This is a genomic window from Pectinatus cerevisiiphilus, from assembly GCF_004341685.1.
GTDB lineage: Bacteria > Bacillota > Negativicutes > Selenomonadales > Selenomonadaceae > Pectinatus > Pectinatus cerevisiiphilus.
In genome coordinates this window covers 60,358-77,662 of the sequence record NZ_SMAA01000001.1, presented here as the reverse complement: position 1 = coordinate 77,662, position 17,305 = coordinate 60,358, and the positions used below count along the sequence as shown (strand labels likewise).

Here is a 17,305-nt window from a genome sequence, read left to right as displayed (position 1 = left end):
TGTATTTTATAGTATAGGGATTGTATATGGCTAATTAAATGCCAGTTTATTTTCCCTGCTAACCTTTTATTGAGGTGTAAAATGGACAAATTTGATAAACTTATTAAAATTCTTAAAGATTACCAAAAAATAGTCGTGGCTTTTTCCGGTGGTGTCGATAGCTCCGTATTGACACAGGCTGCCCACTTGGCCCTGGGTGATAAAGCCATTGCTGTCACCGCTGATTCTCCTCTTTTACAGGATAATGAAAAGGATGATGCTGTAAAAGTTGCCAAGATTGTCGGCATTAAACATATTTTAATGAAAAGTGACGACCTTGCTGTTCCTGAAATTGCAGCCAATGATAAAAATCGCTGCTATTATTGCAAAAAATTCCGTTTTACCAATATGTGTAACTGGGCTAAAGAAAATGGCTTTAATTACATCATAGAAGGTTCCAATCTTGACGACAAAACGGATTACCGCCCTGGTATGAAAGCTATAGCCGAATTATCAGATATGGTAAAATTGCCTTTCCTGGAAGCCGGCATCGGTAAAAAGGAAATACGGCAAATAGCCCATAAATATAATTTGCCCGTCTGGAATAAACCGAGCCAAGCTTGTCTGGCCTCACGCCTTGCTTATGGCTTAAGCTTAACAGCTGACAGGCTCGAACAGGTTGATAAGGCTGAACGTTTGCTGCGGCAGTATATAAACGGCCAGATACGAGTCCGCCACCATGGTAAGCTTGCCCGCATTGAAATAATGCCGGAAGAATTTGCCAAATTCGCACTGCCTGATTTCCGTACAAAGATTTATAATGAACTTAAGGAATTAGGTTTTACATTTATTACACTTGATATGAACGGTTATAAAATGGGCAGCCAAAATGCTGCTATTTCACAAATACAAAACCAGCCAAATTGATTTTATGTTTCTACCGGTTGGCAACTTAAAACTCTATAAAGGATGTAATACATGAAAAAATACTACGACGTTGAAGAGAAAGTCCCGTTATTAGAAGGGATACCTCTTAGTCTGCAGCATTTGTTTGCCATGTTTGGTTCCACCGTTCTCGTGCCTTTTCTCCTAAAAGTAAATCCGGCCACAGCTCTGTTTATGAATGGTGTCGGCACTATTTTATACTTATTTATCTGTAAAGGACGCCTTCCTGCATATTTGGGCTCAAGCTTCGCTTTCATTTCACCTGTGCTGGCAGTCCTTGCTACAGCTAACATGAGCTATGGAGATGCACAGGGAGGATTTATCGCCTTTGGTTTATCCTTTATCATTTTATCATTTATCATTAATAAGACAGGTACCCAGTGGATAGACTTCGTCCTGCCACCGGCTGCCATGGGCGCAGTTGTAAGTGTTATCGGTTTAGAGCTCGCACCGCTTGCCCTCACTATGTCCGGTTTCATCCCTGACCCTGCCGCGGCGCCTTCCATACCTCCCAATCTGGCCATGATTGCTTCAGGCCTGACGCTGGTTATCACTATTTTGGCATCTGTTTTAGGCCGTGGTTTTATAGGTATTATTCCTGTCTTGATTGGTGTTATCGGCGGGTATATTATCTCTTTTTTTCTCGGCATTGTCGACTTCTCAGGCGTGCAGAATGCTCCCTGGTTTGCCGTGCCAACCTTTTATGAACCAAAATTCAATTTAAGCGCTATCATGATGATAATGCCGGCCCTGTTTGTGGTCTTTGCTGAACATGTAGGCCATCTCCTCGTTACTGGCAGTATCGTCCACCGCGACTTGATCAAAGACCCTGGCCTTCATCGTTCCCTATTTGCTGACGGTCTTTCCAATATAATTTCCGGTCTTGTCGGCTCTACACCCAATACGACTTATGGCGAAAACATGGGTGTCATGGCCATAACCCGCGTTTACAGTGTCTGGGTAATCGGTGGCGCAGCAGTGTTTGCTGTCTTATTTTCTTTCATTGGCAAGATAGCTGCTATTATCCATGCCATACCAGTTCCCGTAATGGGCGGCGTAAGCATATTATTATTTGGTATCATAGCCTGCTCCGGTATACGTATGCTCATTGAAAAAAAGGTTGATTATACAAAGTCCAAAAATATGATTTTGACAGCCGTAACTATGATCAGTGGTCTCAGCGGTGCCGTGCTTACATTGGGTCCGGTGCAGCTCAAAGGAATAGGTCTTGCCACTGTTTCGGCAATGGTCATAAGTATCTTCTTTGGTATTTTTGAAAAACTGCATATAGATAATAAAAACTAAGGTTCATCATCAATGGTTAAGATTATAAAAAATTTATGGCATTATAAAAGCAGTAGGAATATTATCCTGCTGCTTTAAATTGTTTATTATAATGAGGATATTTGTAACGACATTTTTTATAAAAAAATAATGTCAGAGTAAGCTTGAATTTTTGCTTACCCCAACATTTAGTATAGAACCAAAATAACCGCCTAGAGTTAGGAGCTGCATGCAGTTATTTTTTTATGCTTGTAATTTACCTATTATATCTTTTATATCAGTTAAATTTTTCTGTCCAAGATATTTTTCCAAACCATCGTATATTTTGACTGTTATATCTGGTTCGACAAAATTTGCCGTTCCTACAGCCACAGCATCAGCGCCTGCTAAGAAAAATTCAATGGCATCCTGGGCATTCATTATGCCGCCCATACCTATTATCGGCAGGCTAACTGCTTTTCTTACCTCCCAGACCATGCGCAAAGCCACTGGCTTTACGGCCGGCCCTGAAAGACCACCGGTAATATTTCCCAAAACAGGCCGCCAAGTATTTATATCAATTGCCATCCCCATAAGGGTATTTATCAACGATATGGCATCAGCTCCGGCCTCTTCTGCTGCCTTTGCCATCATTGCGATATCTGTCACATTGGGCGAAAGCTTAATTATCACCGGTTTATGTGTATTCTTCTTTGCTGCCCTGATAACAGACATCATACTTTTCGGCTCTACGCCAAAAGCAATGCCGCCCTCTTTGACGTTTGGACAGGATACATTGAGCTCTACCGCTGCGACTGCATCAATATCAAGCATGTTGGCCAGCTCGCCGTATTCTTCTACTGTACTGCCCGATATATTAACTATTATTGGGCAGTTATATTTTTTTATGCGCGGTGATATTTCATCAATGAATACCTTCACACCAGGATTTTCCAGACCTATGCAGTTAAGCATACCGGCCGGCGTTTCTGCTATTCTGATGCCCTTATTCCCGCTTCTCGGTTGCAAGGTCGTGCCTTTTACAACAATAGCGCCTAATGTAGAAAAATCAGCAAAGTCTTCAAATTCTTCACCAAAGCCAAATGTACCTGATGCCGTCATTATCGGTGAATTCATTTTTATACCTGCCAGTTCGGTTTTAAGTGAGATCTCACTCATCAAAAAATACCTCCGTACTGTTAAAAACCGGACCGTCTTTGCAGACTTTTTTACGGCCCTGTCTAGTTTCTATAGTGCATGAGAGACATGCTCCTAAGCCGCAGGCCATACGTTTTTCCAAAGAAACTTCACAGGCGATTTTATGTCCAGCCGTTATTTTAGCCACTGTTTTCATCATTATTTCAGGCCCGCAGACAAAAACCTTATCATAACTATTTTCTGCTAATATTTTCGGCAAATGTTCTGCAGTAAACCCCCTCATTCCCATTGAACCATCGTCAGTCGTAATAAAAGTATTTTTCACTACATTTTTAAACAATGGCAATGGCCAGTCCATTTGTGCCGCGTTTTTACAGCCCATTAGGATGTCGGCCTGTCCCGCAAAACGTTTAGCCAAAAGCAACAATGGCGCTATGCCAAGTCCACCGCCCACAAGCAAAGGTCTTTTGCATTCAAGGCCAAAGCCTGTGCCCAGCGGGCCTAATATACTCACTTTGCTACCCACAGCAGCCCTTGCCAAGCGTTCTGTGCCTTTACCGATCAAACGGTAGATCAATACTATTCGGCTGCCCGATACATCCGCTATACTCAAAGGACGGCGCAACAGGATCTCTCCATCCGGAACTTGCAGCTGGACAAACTGTCCAGCTGCAAAACTTTCTGCATTAGTAAAAATATCTATATCCAAAAGATAAACATCATTAGCCCCTATTTTTTCATGGCGTATTATTGCACCATCCGCTAAAAAATGCTTATGCAAGATCATCACCGCCGCCAACATAGTCCTGTAATGCCAATGTATAAACCAAACGACGTTCACGCATAAAGGAAAGTACCCGCAGCACCTGCCATGCTGTGTCAAGCGCTGTAAGGCAGGCTATACCGTGTTCTACTGTAGACCGGCGTATTTTAAAACCGTCTTTGGCAGAAGTTTTTCCCGGCGTAAGCGTATTTATTACCATATTTATTTTTCCGGCCTTGATCATTTCCAGAATATCGCCTTTACTTTCATGCACTTTACCTACGATATCCACATCAATTCCCATCTTACTTATCGAGTCTGCAGTTCCCTTCGTAGCCACCAGCTTAAAGCCTAATTCACTAAAGGCCTTAGCAAGCTGCTGCATTTCTTCCTTATCCTTATCCGCTACTGTGAACAGGATTGTCCCATTTGTCGGTATATTCATACCTGCCCCAGTAATTGCCTTATACAATGCGCGTGAATAATGATAATCTATGCCCATCACTTCGCCTGTTGATTTCATTTCAGGTCCGAGGGAAATATCTACATCCTGCATTTTGGCAAAGGAGAATACCGGTGCTTTCAGCGCAATATACGGCTTCGGGGTAACAAGCCCCGAATGGTATCCCATTTCCTGCAAAGAATGTCCAAGTGCAACCCTTGTTGCCACATTGACCATCTTTATATCGGTTACTTTGCTCAAGAACGGTATTGTCCGGCTTGAACGTGGATTTACTTCTATTACATAGACATGTTCATTCAATATTACATACTGGACATTCATCAATCCTTTTACATTGAGACCAAGTGCCAGCCTCTTTGTATAATCGACGATCGTGTAAATAACCCTTGCCGACAAAGTCTGCGGCGGATATACGGCTATACTGTCCCCTGAATGGATGCCGGCGCGTTCGATATGTTCCATAATACCCGGAATCACAACATCACTACCGTCACAAATGGCGTCAACTTCAACTTCTCTGCCTTCCATATAATGATCTATGAGCACAGGATGTTTCGGTGATACCTTTACTGCACGCCCCATATAATCGCATAACTCTTCTTCGTTATACACGATTTCCATTGCCCGGCCGCCAAGTACATAAGACGGTCTGATCACGCAAGGATATTTTATGTCTTCTGCTGCCTTTATAGCATCCTTAACATTGGTGACACTTTCACCACGCGGACGCAATATATGTGTCTTTTCCAGTAATTCATCAAAGCGTTCCCTATCTTCAGCACGGTCTATATCATCGACTGACGTACCCAATATTTTCACGCCTGCCTGCTGTAAGGAACTGGCAAGATTTATTGCCGTTTGTCCGCCAAACTGGACTATTACCCCTTCCGGTTTTTCCTTATCTATTATGTTAAGGACATCTTCCGGTGTCAGCGGTTCAAAATAAAGTCTGTCAGATATATCAAAGTCAGTACTTACAGTTTCCGGATTGTTGTTGATTATGATTGCTTCTATACCCATTTCGCGTAAAGCCCATACCGAATGGACGGAACAATAATCGAATTCAACGCCTTGGCCAATGCGTATCGGCCCGGAACCTAAAACGACTACCTTTCTCTTGTTGGAAGGCTGTACTTCATCTTCCTGCGCATGAAAAGTGGAATAATAATACGGTGTTGCCGCTTCAAATTCGGCAGCACATGTATCAACCATCTTATAGCAGGGCAAAATCCGCAATGCTTTTCTCATGACACGAATTTGCAGCATGGTTTTCCCTGTCATTTCTGCTATCGAACGGTCAGCAATGCCCACATTTTTAGCTGTCAGCAATAACTTTTCTGTCAGGGTTTCGCTTTTTATTCTTTTTTCTATATCAATGATATTTTTTATTTTTCTTATGAACCATTTATCTATTTTAGTAATTTCGTTTATTTTGTCTACATCAGCAACATCGCGGCGCAATGCTTCGGCTATGACAAATATTCTTTCATCATTGATAAGTGCCAGATTTTTCAGGACTGTCTTATCATCCCATGCAGCTATATGCTGCATACTGAGGTAATGCACGCCTATTTCCAATGAACGTATTGCCTTCAGTATGGCACCTTCAAAACTGCGGTCAATGGACATAACTTCGCCCGTAGCTTTCATCTGCGTACCCAATGTATGGTCAGCCAAAACGAATTTGTCAAAAGGCCAGCGCGGAAACTTTACAACGCAATAATCCAAAGCCGGTTCAAAACAGGCTTTTGTTTTCTGCGTCACGGCATTTGTTATCTCATCGAGTGTATAGCCTATCGCTATCTTCGCCGATACTTTGGCAATAGGATAGCCGGTAGCCTTTGATGCCAGCGCTGAAGACCTGCTGACACGCGGATTAACTTCAATTACATAGTAATTATTGGTTTTACTGTCCAGTGCATACTGGGCATTACAGCCGCCTTCAATCCCCAATTCGCGTATTATGCGCAACGATGCTGAACGAAGCATCTGGTATTCGTGGTCTGTAAGTGTTTGTGACGGTGCGACAACAATGCTGTCTCCCGTATGGACACCGACTGGATCAAAGTTTTCCATATTACAAACGGTAATACAATTATTATTACTGTCCCGTATTACTTCGTATTCTATTTCCTTCCAGCCAGCTACAGAACGTTCTATCAGGACTTGTCCAATCATACTGTATTTTAAACCGCGGATGACAATTTCTATGAGTTCGTCTTCCGCCTCGGCTATGCCGCCGCCTGTCCCGCCCATAGTATAAGCTGGCCGCACTATAATCGGATAACCTATTTCATTGGCAAAGGCAACAGCATCCTCTACCGTTTCGACAATCTTACTTTCCGGTACAGGTTCGCCCAGTTTCTGCATTGTTTCTTTAAATAACTCACGGTCTTCAGCTTTTTTTATGGCTTTCAGCGACGTTCCCAAAAGTTCAACCTTGTATTTTGCCAATACACCGCGTTCAGACAATTTAACAGCCAAATTAAGTCCTGCCTGTCCACCGAGAGTGGCAAGTAAGCCGTCCGGCCGTTCCTTGCTGATAATTTCTTCCAAAAATTCTACAGTCAACGGTTCTATATAAACACGGTCAGCAATATGCGTATCCGTCATTATCGTAGCTGGATTGCTGTTTACCAGGACTACTTCCAGTCCTTCTTCTTTCAAAGCGCGGCAGGCCTGTGAGCCTGCATAGTCAAATTCTGCCGCCTGGCCGATAATTATCGGGCCGGAGCCGATTACCATTACTTTTTTCAGATATTCCTTCTTCGGCACGATTAATTGGCCCCTTTCTTCATCATTGCGCAAAATTCATCAAAAAGATACGTATTGTCGTCCGGTCCCGGAGACGCCTCAGGATGGTACTGCACCGAAAACAAAGGCAGTTTCTGGTGGTGCATTCCTTCTACCGTACCGTCATTCATTGATATATGCGTTATGTCAAAAGGCAATTTTGCAAGCGATTTTTCATCGACTGCATAACCATGATTTTGCGCCGATATATAAACGCGCCCTGTCCGCAAATCCTTGACAGGCTGATTTGAACCACGATGACCAAATTTCAACTTATAAGTATCCGCGCCACAGGCCAATGCTATCAGCTGGTGGCCAAGACAGATACCAAAAATAGGTTTCTTGCCTATAAGCTGTTTTATTGTTTCCACTATATCCAACACGTCTTTAGGGTCACCAGGACCGTTTGACAAAAATATCCCATCTGGCTGCAACGCAAGAATTTCCTGTGCTGTAGTATGCGCCGGAACAACTGTTATCTTACAACCGCGTTCATGCATTGATTCGAGCATGTGCTTTTTCACCCCAAAGTCCATTGCTACTATGTGCAGTCCATCATTTTCCAGCACATATTTTTCCGGAGTGGTTACTTTATCAACAGTTCTATGTTCAAGCGGTATTGCCATCAACTCATCACATTCGTTCTTCGGTGTATCTGTCGTTATTATTATTCCCTTCATCGTTCCTGCCGAACGAAGACGACGGGTCAGCGCACGTGTATCCACATTATAAAGGCAGGGAATGCCATTAGCCTGCAAAAATTCACTGAGCTCATTTTCTTTTTGCCAATTACTACCAACCTCGCAAAGCTCACCTATTACAAAACCGTTTGCGAAACATTTTCGACTTTGGTTAAATTTTTCAGCAGTCCCATAATTGCCTATTAATGGATATGTCAAAGTTATAATCTGCGAACAATAGGATGGATCAGTCAAAATTTCCTGATATCCAGTCATTCCTGTATTAAACACGACTTCACCAGAAGCCGGCTTATCACCAAGCAGATCACCAGTAAACGTACTGCCGTCCTCAAGAACCAATTTTCCTTTCAAATAGAGCACCTCCGAAGATTATACCGTCCCTGTATCTATAAACACTTCTAAAAGCAGACAGCTGCATTTTACACAATCTGCCTTTAGAATATATTATAATCTATTTTAATCTATAATTATACCATTTTGCATAATTATTCTACCATCGACAATTGTCATTATCGGCTTTCCCTTAAGTTTTCTGCCAATGAAAGGGGAATGAGTCCCCATTGTATAAAACTTTTCTTTTTCAACTATCCATTCCGCTTCAGTATCTATAACCGTAACATCAGCAGGCGCTTCTTTACTCAACGTCCCCTTTTTCAGTTTAAATACCTTAGCCGGTGAAGCTGTCATCTTTTCTATCAACAGCGGCAAAGTGATTTTTCCCGCATGGTACAAATCCGTCAAAAGAACGCCTACTGCTGTTTCCAAGCCAGGAAAACCGCTTGGCGCGTATCTAAATTCCCTGTCTTTTTCTTCTTCGGCATGGGCGGCATGGTCTGTTACTATCGCATCAATAGTTCCGTCGACAAGCCCTTCCTGCACAGCTTTTACATCTTCATCTGTACGCAGTGGCGGATTGACCTTCATCGAGGAATCTGCTATATCCACCATATCTTCAGTTAATGTAAGATTATGTGGTGTAGCTTCAGCCGTCACTTTTACTCCGCGTTTTTTTGCCTGGCGCACAAGTTCGACAGCATTTTTACTGCTGATATGCGCTATATGGATCCGCGCATCGGCATATTCAGCAAGCAAAATATCTCTCATGACCGCTATATCTTCAGCAACTGTAGGACGCCCTTTCATCCCTAGCATCGCACTTCTTTTACCTTCATTCATAACGCCTTCTTCTACCAAAGTAGTTTCTTCTGCGTGCGATATGATGATTTTGTCAAAAGTGCGCAGATAATCAAGGCCGTTAAGCAATACCTTTGAATTTTGTACATAATGGCCGTCATCGGAAAAAGCTACAGCACCTGCCTGGCACATATCGCCTACTTCTGCCAATTCTTCTCCCTTTTGCCCTTTGGTCAACGCCCCTATTATTTCTATATTGACGACAGCAGCTTCTTTAGCCCGCTGTTTTAATCCTTCTATCAAAATTGCTCTATCAACGACTGGTTCCGTATTCGGCATTGTCGCTATCGTCGTATAACCACCCGCTGCTGCTGCCCGTGAACCGGAGGCAAAATCTTCTTTTGCTTCCTGTCCCGGTTCCCGCATATGTGTATGCATATCGATAAGGCCTGGTGTAACAATTTTCCCCGTTACATCAACTACCTTAGTCGTATCATCTGCCTGAATATCTGCTGCTATTTCCGCTATCTTCTTATCTTTTATAAGAACATCAGCAATTTTGTCCAAACCATTGGCCGGATCTATTACTCTGCCACCTTTAAGCAATAACTTCATTGCCTTTTCCTCCTGTCAAAATAAGCGTTAAAATGGCCATGCGCACAGCCACCCCATTTTTTACCTGTTCCTGAATAACAGAATTACTGCTGTAGGCAACCTTAGGTGAAATTTCCCAGCCTTTGTTCATCGGTCCAGGATGCATTACCAAAACATCCTTTTTCGCTAAAGCTAACCGCTTATCATTCAGACCAAAAATACGGGCATATTCTCTTGTCGAAGGGAAAAGTCCTGATTTTTGTCTTTCTAATTGAATTCTTAAAACATTTATGACATCGGCATTTTCGATAGCATCTTCAATACGGTCATGGATAAAAATTCCTTTTTCCTTATAAAGAAAACGCGGTATCAAGGTTTTCGGCCCCGCCAAATGCACTTCTATGCCCATTTTCCGCATACCCCATATATCGCTCCGGGCAACACGGCTGTGCAGGATATCGCCTATTATAGCGCATTTTATTCCCTTAAATCCGCCCTTATACTGTCTGATAGTAAACAGGTCGAGCAAACCTTGCGAAGGATGCGCATGTGCACCATCTCCGGCATTAACTATAGCCGCCTTAACCACTTTTGTGGCATATTCGGGAGCCCCTTCGGCTTTATGTCTCATAACGATGGCATCAATGCCCATATCTTCAACTGTGAGGAGGGTATCGCGAAGGCTTTCTCCCTTAACGATACTGCTTGAACCCGCAGTTATATTTATAACGTCGGCGCCCAGATACTTACCTGCAAGTTCAAAAGAGCTGCGTGTCCTCGTACTTGGTTCATAAAATAAATTTACTATGGCCTTACCGCGCAGTGTAGGAACCTTTTTTATGTCCCTTTTGATAATATTCTTCATTTCCTTAGCAGTTTGCAGAACCAGTTCGATTTCATCAGCAGAAAAATATTCTAAACCAAGAACATTTTTACCACGCAGCGAAACATTTTTACTTTCCACCATATCCGCCCCTTTTCATATATAAAAAAAGCTTTCTCATGCGCAAGGCACAAGAAAGCGTATAGCTATCCCATTAAATAGATCAGATATCCCTTTCAACCTCGCTGGATTTTATTAAAGGGCCAATATTGTATTGATATCGTTCAAATAATATCATAGAAGAAGTTTATTTGTCAAATGTATTAATCATTTTTTATCATATAATTTTTGGTATGATTTTTTATTGTCAAATACCCGATGGACGTAATCACGTGTCTCCTTGAAAGGAATTTGCGTATAATCGTAAAACCCGTTTTTCCGCCATCCATAAAGCTTGCTCCACTCTTCAATCTGTCCATGTCCCGCATTATAAGCAGCCACTGTTAAAATCTCATTATTGCCAAACTCTTTCATCAAAAACGACAAATACCATACACCATAATGTATATTCGTCTCCGGATCATAAAGTTTATTCTCGTTATAGCCTTGGTCATTTATATTATTAGCTATCCAAGCACCAGTTTCCGGCATTATCTGCATAAGGCCTATAGCCCCGCGATGTGATTTAGCCTCAGGGGAAAAGCGGCTCTCAGCAAGAATTATTCCCGCAACAAGCGAATTATCAACATTGTATTGTCTGGCATACTTATCTATTACTTCTTCATACGGATAAGGATAAAAATATTTTTTTTCCACTTTTTCTATCACATGCGTCTGCAAGCCTTCATAAATACCCACAAAAACTACAGACAAAAATATCATAATAATGATAAATCCCTGTGCCGCGCTCAACAAATAATCTATTGCTGATCTGCTGTTATCATTCATTTTTATACTCCAGCCTTTTCAGCAGAGAATACCATAATCTAAAAACCCGCCTCTTGTTTCTTGCAATCTCATAGCTGGTATTAATTACCCTATCCGCCTGCTTCACTTTACACGCCAAAGGCATCTGTGCCCTAATACGCCTTTTGGCCTCAGCAAAACTATATCTATTTCTCGTTATCAAACGTTTTACTTGTGTTTTTTTATCTACAAAAACTACCCATTTTTCATCGACATACTTATCCCAGCCCGTTTCAAAAAGCAGCGGAACATCGATAATGACCACTTTTTTCTTTTTATTAGCCAACTCTTCTATCCGCTTTTGCACCCTTTGTAAAATAAGGGGATGGCTTACATTATTTATCCATTCTTTTTCACTATTGTCAGTAAATACAATATTGCCAATCATGCGTCGATCAAGACTTTCATCCGCACCCAGGATTTTCCTGCCGAAATGTTCGACATATGCCTGCCATAAAACCTGTCCGGGCAATGATAACTCATGGGCTATTTTATCCGTATCTATTATATCCGCTCCCGCCTGCCGCAAAAAAGAACACACCGTTGATTTTCCGCAAGCGATACCACCAGTCAAACCAATTTTATACATCTTATAATCCTTACAAAATTCATTTCAATTTTTGACATTTAGGGCAAAAACATGTACCACGCCCGCCGACTTTTATTTTTTCTATTATTGTACCACATTTTTTACATGGCTTTTTAGCCTGTCCATAAACAAACAAATTATTTTGATGTTTTCCCTTTATTCCTTCACCATTAACATAATCGCGAAAAGTGGTTCCTCCGTCGTTTATTCCGGCACTTATTACTTGGTTTATTGAATTATGCAGCTTTTCTGCTTTTTCCTTGCTTATTGCTGAACATATCTGCTCAGGATTTATTCCAGCCAGGAACAATGCTTCATCAGTATAAATATTACCCAAGCCCGCAATATTTTTTTGGTTCAATAAAAACATTTTAATCTTACCATTGCTCTTTTTCAACTTTGCCAATAAATACTCAGTCGTAAAATCTTTTGCCAAAGGTTCCCGTCCGAGTTCATATAAGCCTTTTATTTTTTCTCGTTCCTTATCATTTATTGCGTATAGAGTACCGAAAGTACGCATATCCGAGTAAATAAGCCTGGCACCATTATCAAGATAAAAGATAATTTTTGCATACTTATCTTCCTGCTGCCCATCTTTAAAATAACAAAGCCGTCCCGTCATCCGCAAATGAAAGATAGCCATAATGCCATTTTCCATCTGCATACCAAGATATTTACCTTCACGGCGCATTTTTACTATTTTCTGTCCGGTAAGACGTTGCCTATATAAATCCGGCTCAGGAAACTTTATAAGCCTGGGCAATAATATATCTATATGTTCTATTCTTTTTCCCAATATATTTTTGGCTAACGTACGCCGTATAGTTTCTACTTCAGGCATTTCCGGCATAAACTCAACCTTCTTTACTCGCTTTTCTCGCAATTATTTTTTCAGCATACTCTTTCATATTATCTATACTGACAACCTTCCATACTCCATCAGCCTGTTTTTCCATTTTTATATTTATTACTGTTTCATCTTTTTCTCCGTCCTCAGTAAATGCCAGGCCGACAATCGCTTTATCAGACTCTTTTTTAGTAAATTTTATCTTTTGGAAATGCATATCCTTTATTGCTGCCAAACCGGTTATATCACTGTTTTTCCCTGTTAGGGCAGCTGCTTCATTATTATCCTGCCCGGTATTTTCCTCCTGCCAGTTTCCTGTTTTGACATAATAATCAACTTTCTTTTTCATTTCAGACACAGCAAGCGGTTTAGCCATCTTTACTAATACGGCAGCAAAATTTTTGATAGGGTTTTTACTCATAAAAGGATCTTCCGCAAAATAAACTGTAAAATAATCATCGTAAGCCCCATCTAAAACGCTATCAACATCTACATATTTATAAAACGTTTCCGTATCGTGCTTACTTACAGCATCAGCTACTATTTTTACGGCATATTGTGGTGTTCTCATCCAATAAAAATAATAAAAAAGACCGCTGCCCGCCAATACTGCGATAAAAAATAAGAAAATATACAGTCTTTTTCCCGCTAAAATTTTATTTTTTCCCTTATTCATAAAAACAGCCTTTCTCAAGTGCTACTTTCTTTACGAAATTCATTCTTTCTTTATAACATCTATTCTTTTTTTACGAAGCTTATTCTTTGTTATCGTTAGAAGTATTGAACCACCTATTATCAATACCCCTCCTGTTATTGACAATGCATGCATGATTTCATCAAAGAACAAATATCCCCACAAAGCATTGAAAAAGACACCAAGATATAGCACAAAACTTACGAATACGGCACTTGTCAGACCATATGCCTGTGTCATCAAAGCTTGCGCTAAAAGAGAAAATAGACCTATTGCCACTAGTAAAATCATTTCATGGTTATTAGGATAATGGAAATTTTTCAGCATGGCAGCCATACCTATAAACGTACTGCAAAGGAGAAAATAAAAAACAATTTCCCATGAATTATGTCCACCATTTTTAAACAGCCTATTAATCGTAACGTATGCCATTGCCGCTAAAAATGCTGCCATAATAGCGAACACTGCATATATTGAAAAAGAATTGTATTCCCACGGCCGAAGTAGTAAAACCGTTCCTAGTATTATTACCACAAGCGGTGGAATCGCTTTTGCAGGTATTTTTTCCTTAAGCCAAACTGCTGATAAAAAAAGAACAAAAATTGCTGATAACTGCTGAAGTATAGCCACATCTCCCAAATGCATACCGGAAATAGCTATAAAAATCAAAAACATACTAAGGCCACCAGCCGCGCCACGAAAAACCAAAGCCGAAATATCCCTATTAGAAAACTTTATATTGAACTTCTTCATTATTAGTAATAATATTATTATACCAATAATACTTCTACCGAAAACAATTTCCCCACTGCCCATTGAAAAGCTAAGCTCTTTTACTAGCATATTCATTATACTGAATGCCAGAGCAGCTCCCATGGCAAAAACTAGTCCTCTATTAAACAATTTGTTCATCTCACTTAACTATAAAAAACATTCACGCCAATAACAAAGGTCGCAGTATATCATAACTGCGACCTTGATTATCTACTATAAACAAAATTTTAACATACCAGATATATAAAATCAATAAACTCGAATTTTACCGTTCATCAGCAAAACTGTCAAGTGCAAACTTCTGGAATTCATAAACCAAAGGAGAAAGCATTTTACTTGTATCCCATGCTATGCCAATAGTTCTGCGGCAATGCGGTGACGATAAGTGTAAAAATTTTAAATTCAAGCGATCCATTCCCGGAATTTTCGGTATGAGCGACACACCAAGGTCAGCAGCAACTAAATTGGCTACGGTAACTATCTCATCTCCCTCAAATTCAATATGCGGTGTGACACCAGTCATATCAAAAAGCTGGTTTGCCAAAAGGCGCAAACCATAAAAGGGTTTTAAAGTTATAAAAGACTCATCGGCAATGTCCTGCAGATTTACGCTGTCTTTTTTAGCAAGAGGATGGTTAAGGGGCACTATCACAAATAATTCTTCCGAGCATAAGGGGAGCCAGCCAATCGTTTCATTCATCAAAAGATTTGAGCATATACATAGATCAGTCTTTCCCTTTACGAGCAGTTCTGTAAGGACAGTGGAGTTATCTTGGTTTAGTTTAAATTTGCAGCTTGGATGCGTTTGCCGAAAACTACTAATAAGGCGCGGTACTATATAACTTCCTAAAGAATGGAGAAAAGACAGGTTTATTATCTGCTTATCAGGTTTATCTATTTCCATCTTCGCTGCCGTTTCTTCCTTTACGATGCGTTCAGCGTGTGTTAAAAGCATTTCTCCATACCTGGTAAGTGTCACTTCTTTAGTATTACGGTTTAGTAACTGCACACCTAATTCTTTTTCTAAGCGTATTATCGACCGGCTCAATGCTGATTGGGTTATCGATACAGCCTTAGCAGCCTTTGTAAAATTTCCAATATGCGCTATTGATAAAAAATATTCCAATTGTTGAAGCTCCATTTATATCTCCTTATTATTTAATCTATGATATTTTTGCATAGATTAATCCTTACATAGTAATAACCTCAGCTAAGTAAATATGCTAAAAATTTATATTATATATAAATTATAGCTTTTTTATGTTTATTTTTCCAGAAAATTTTATTTATTACTTTATGGAATAGATAAGATTTTCTATTAACATTTGACACTTTTTTAATTCAGCTTTACATTATGTATACACTATACATATTAAAGGATATGATATTTATGGATAATAATCAAGTATATATGAAAGATCCGTATTTTGAAATTGGCAGAAAACTTCTCCTCATTTTAAAAACGGGTCAAATACTTATGGAAAATGCTGCTGACACAAACCGCATAACAAGGACGATGAAAAGAGTAGCTGCTTTCATGGGCATAACAGCTGAAATGCTGCATATTCACATCACCTACACCACTATTATGATTAATATAAGTGACGGCAACCATTCAATAACGAAGTTCCAAAAATGTATCAGGCATGGCATTAATATGTCTAAGATTTCCGCCATAAGCAAACTTTCCTGGCGGGCAATAGAAAAAGATTATACTTTAGACCAATATGAAAATAAACTAAATAAAATCCTTACCTTAAAAAAACAATATACAAGCTGCTTCATTGCTATAGGTGCCGGACTTGCCTGCGGCGGCTTCTGCAAATTATTTGGCTGTGACTGGCTCGCCTTTTTTTATACTGCTATATGCGCTTCCATAGGTTTTATAATCCGCACTTACTGCAACAAATTAGACATAAATGCTTATGCATCTATAGCTATTTCTTCCTTTGCAGCAACTATTTTAGCCTATATGACTCATTTTATTCCCGGTTCAGCCACCCCGTGGCATCCCCTTTTAGCCTGTGCCCTATTCATCGTGCCTGGTATCCCCTTAATCAATTCTGTTGATGACCTGCTGGACAACTACATTGTTTCTGGCATAACACGGGCGGTAAACACTATACTGATGGTAGGCAGTATGAGCTTTGGTATCGTACTCGCCATAAAACTTTGCCAGGTAAAGGACTTCACAACATTGAGTACTCGCCCTGACAGCTCTTATTTTATTTACAGCATAGCTGCCGCGATCGCTTCAATCGGTTTTTCTACTATTTTTAATGTTCCCCGCCGCCTTTTATGGGTGGTTGCATTGGGCGGTGTGATCTCCGTATGCACCAGAAACTTTATAAATTTCGATTTAAATATGGGGTTGGCTGCCGGTTCCTTCGCCGGTGCCATGGTGGTTAGTTTCATAGCTATAAAAGCTGTGCACTATGTCCATACACCAATGCATGTCATAACACTCCCCTCTGTTATTCCCATGATACCTGGTGTATTCATGTACCGACTAATGTTCGGCTTAATAAATATAAATGACCTCGATACAACATCGCTCATTCAAGTATTCCAAAGCGGTGTCATTGCCAGCCTTACTATATTGGCAATAGCGATAGGCGTAGCTATTCCCCATATCTTTGCCAGAAAATACCTTGCCCGCAGAAAAAAGAAAAAATATATGGTTCTTTTACAAAAAAGGAATAATACTACTTTTGACACCAATTTACTATAAAAAGTATGGTACGCAATTTATTAATATCTTTCTACAAAAACCTAAAGAAGTCACTGCGCATTTCGTCAATGTGCAGTGACTTCTTTTA

The 17,305-nt window shown here is 40.3% G+C and carries 15 protein-coding genes; 3 read left to right on the top strand and 12 right to left on the bottom strand.

Going from position 1 to position 17,305, the window contains the following annotated elements:
- Positions 1-81 precede the first annotated feature (81 nt).
- On the top strand, positions 82-906 hold the full coding sequence (larE, locus tag EDC37_RS00345) for an ATP-dependent sacrificial sulfur transferase LarE (RefSeq protein WP_132546885.1): 825 nt from the start codon (positions 82-84) through the stop codon (positions 904-906).
- A gap of 51 nt (positions 907-957) precedes the next feature.
- Positions 958-2,229, top strand: coding sequence for a uracil permease (gene uraA / locus EDC37_RS00340; RefSeq protein ID WP_132546884.1), 1,272 nt, complete (start codon positions 958-960; stop codon positions 2,227-2,229).
- A gap of 222 nt (positions 2,230-2,451) precedes the next feature.
- Here the strand turns inward: uraA and EDC37_RS00335 are convergent, their stop codons facing one another.
- The 12 genes from EDC37_RS00335 to EDC37_RS00280 form a co-directional block, all read right to left on the bottom strand.
- A complete protein-coding gene (locus tag EDC37_RS00335) occupies positions 2,452-3,366 on the bottom strand; it encodes a dihydroorotate dehydrogenase (RefSeq protein WP_132546883.1) in 915 nt (304 codons plus the stop codon).
- A complete protein-coding gene (locus EDC37_RS00330; protein WP_231040010.1) occupies positions 3,359-4,132 on the bottom strand; it encodes a dihydroorotate dehydrogenase electron transfer subunit in 774 nt (257 codons plus the stop codon). The genes EDC37_RS00335 and EDC37_RS00330 overlap by 8 nt, the downstream gene beginning before the upstream one ends.
- Complete coding sequence (carB, locus tag EDC37_RS00325; protein ID WP_132546881.1) at positions 4,119-7,346, bottom strand: carbamoyl-phosphate synthase large subunit; 3,228 nt, start codon at positions 7,344-7,346, stop codon at positions 4,119-4,121. Before carB ends, EDC37_RS00330 begins: the two co-directional genes overlap by 14 nt.
- A 2-nt stretch (positions 7,347-7,348) precedes the next feature.
- Positions 7,349-8,416 carry a carbamoyl phosphate synthase small subunit gene (locus EDC37_RS00320; RefSeq protein ID WP_132546880.1) on the bottom strand — a complete coding sequence of 356 codons (1,068 nt, stop codon included), beginning with the start codon at positions 8,414-8,416 and terminating at the stop codon, positions 7,349-7,351.
- Between the two features lie 105 nt (positions 8,417-8,521).
- A complete protein-coding gene (locus EDC37_RS00315) occupies positions 8,522-9,814 on the bottom strand; it encodes a dihydroorotase (protein ID WP_132546879.1) in 1,293 nt (430 codons plus the stop codon).
- Positions 9,798-10,760: an aspartate carbamoyltransferase catalytic subunit gene (locus EDC37_RS00310; protein WP_132546878.1), complete on the bottom strand. Its 963-nt coding sequence runs from the start codon at positions 10,758-10,760 to the stop codon at positions 9,798-9,800. Before EDC37_RS00310 ends, EDC37_RS00315 begins: the two co-directional genes overlap by 17 nt.
- A gap of 183 nt (positions 10,761-10,943) precedes the next feature.
- Positions 10,944-11,564, bottom strand: coding sequence for a lytic transglycosylase domain-containing protein (locus EDC37_RS00305; RefSeq protein WP_231040009.1), 621 nt, complete (start codon positions 11,562-11,564; stop codon positions 10,944-10,946).
- On the bottom strand, positions 11,557-12,171 hold the full coding sequence (gene coaE, locus EDC37_RS00300) for a dephospho-CoA kinase (protein ID WP_132546877.1): 615 nt from the start codon (positions 12,169-12,171) through the stop codon (positions 11,557-11,559). Before coaE ends, EDC37_RS00305 begins: the two co-directional genes overlap by 8 nt.
- Before the next feature lie 19 nt (positions 12,172-12,190).
- Positions 12,191-13,021, bottom strand: coding sequence for a DNA-formamidopyrimidine glycosylase (mutM, locus tag EDC37_RS00295; protein WP_132546876.1), 831 nt, complete (start codon positions 13,019-13,021; stop codon positions 12,191-12,193).
- A gap of 4 nt (positions 13,022-13,025) precedes the next feature.
- Entirely contained in the window at positions 13,026-13,694 is a 669-nt protein-coding gene (locus tag EDC37_RS00290) for a hypothetical protein (protein WP_132546875.1), read from the bottom strand.
- A 39-nt stretch (positions 13,695-13,733) separates the two neighbouring features.
- Positions 13,734-14,615, bottom strand: a complete 882-nt coding sequence (locus EDC37_RS00285) for a DMT family transporter (RefSeq protein ID WP_165874426.1) — start codon at positions 14,613-14,615, stop codon at positions 13,734-13,736.
- A 136-nt stretch (positions 14,616-14,751) separates the two neighbouring features.
- Entirely contained in the window at positions 14,752-15,627 is an 876-nt protein-coding gene (locus tag EDC37_RS00280) for a LysR family transcriptional regulator (RefSeq protein WP_132546873.1), read from the bottom strand.
- Between the two features lie 249 nt (positions 15,628-15,876).
- On the opposite strand from EDC37_RS00280, the gene EDC37_RS00275 reads away from it, so the two are divergent.
- The gene (locus tag EDC37_RS00275; RefSeq protein ID WP_231040008.1) at positions 15,877-17,217 is read left to right on the top strand and encodes a threonine/serine exporter family protein; all 1,341 of its coding nucleotides are present in this window, start codon (positions 15,877-15,879) and stop codon (positions 17,215-17,217) included.
- The last annotated feature ends 88 nt before the right edge of the window (positions 17,218-17,305 follow it).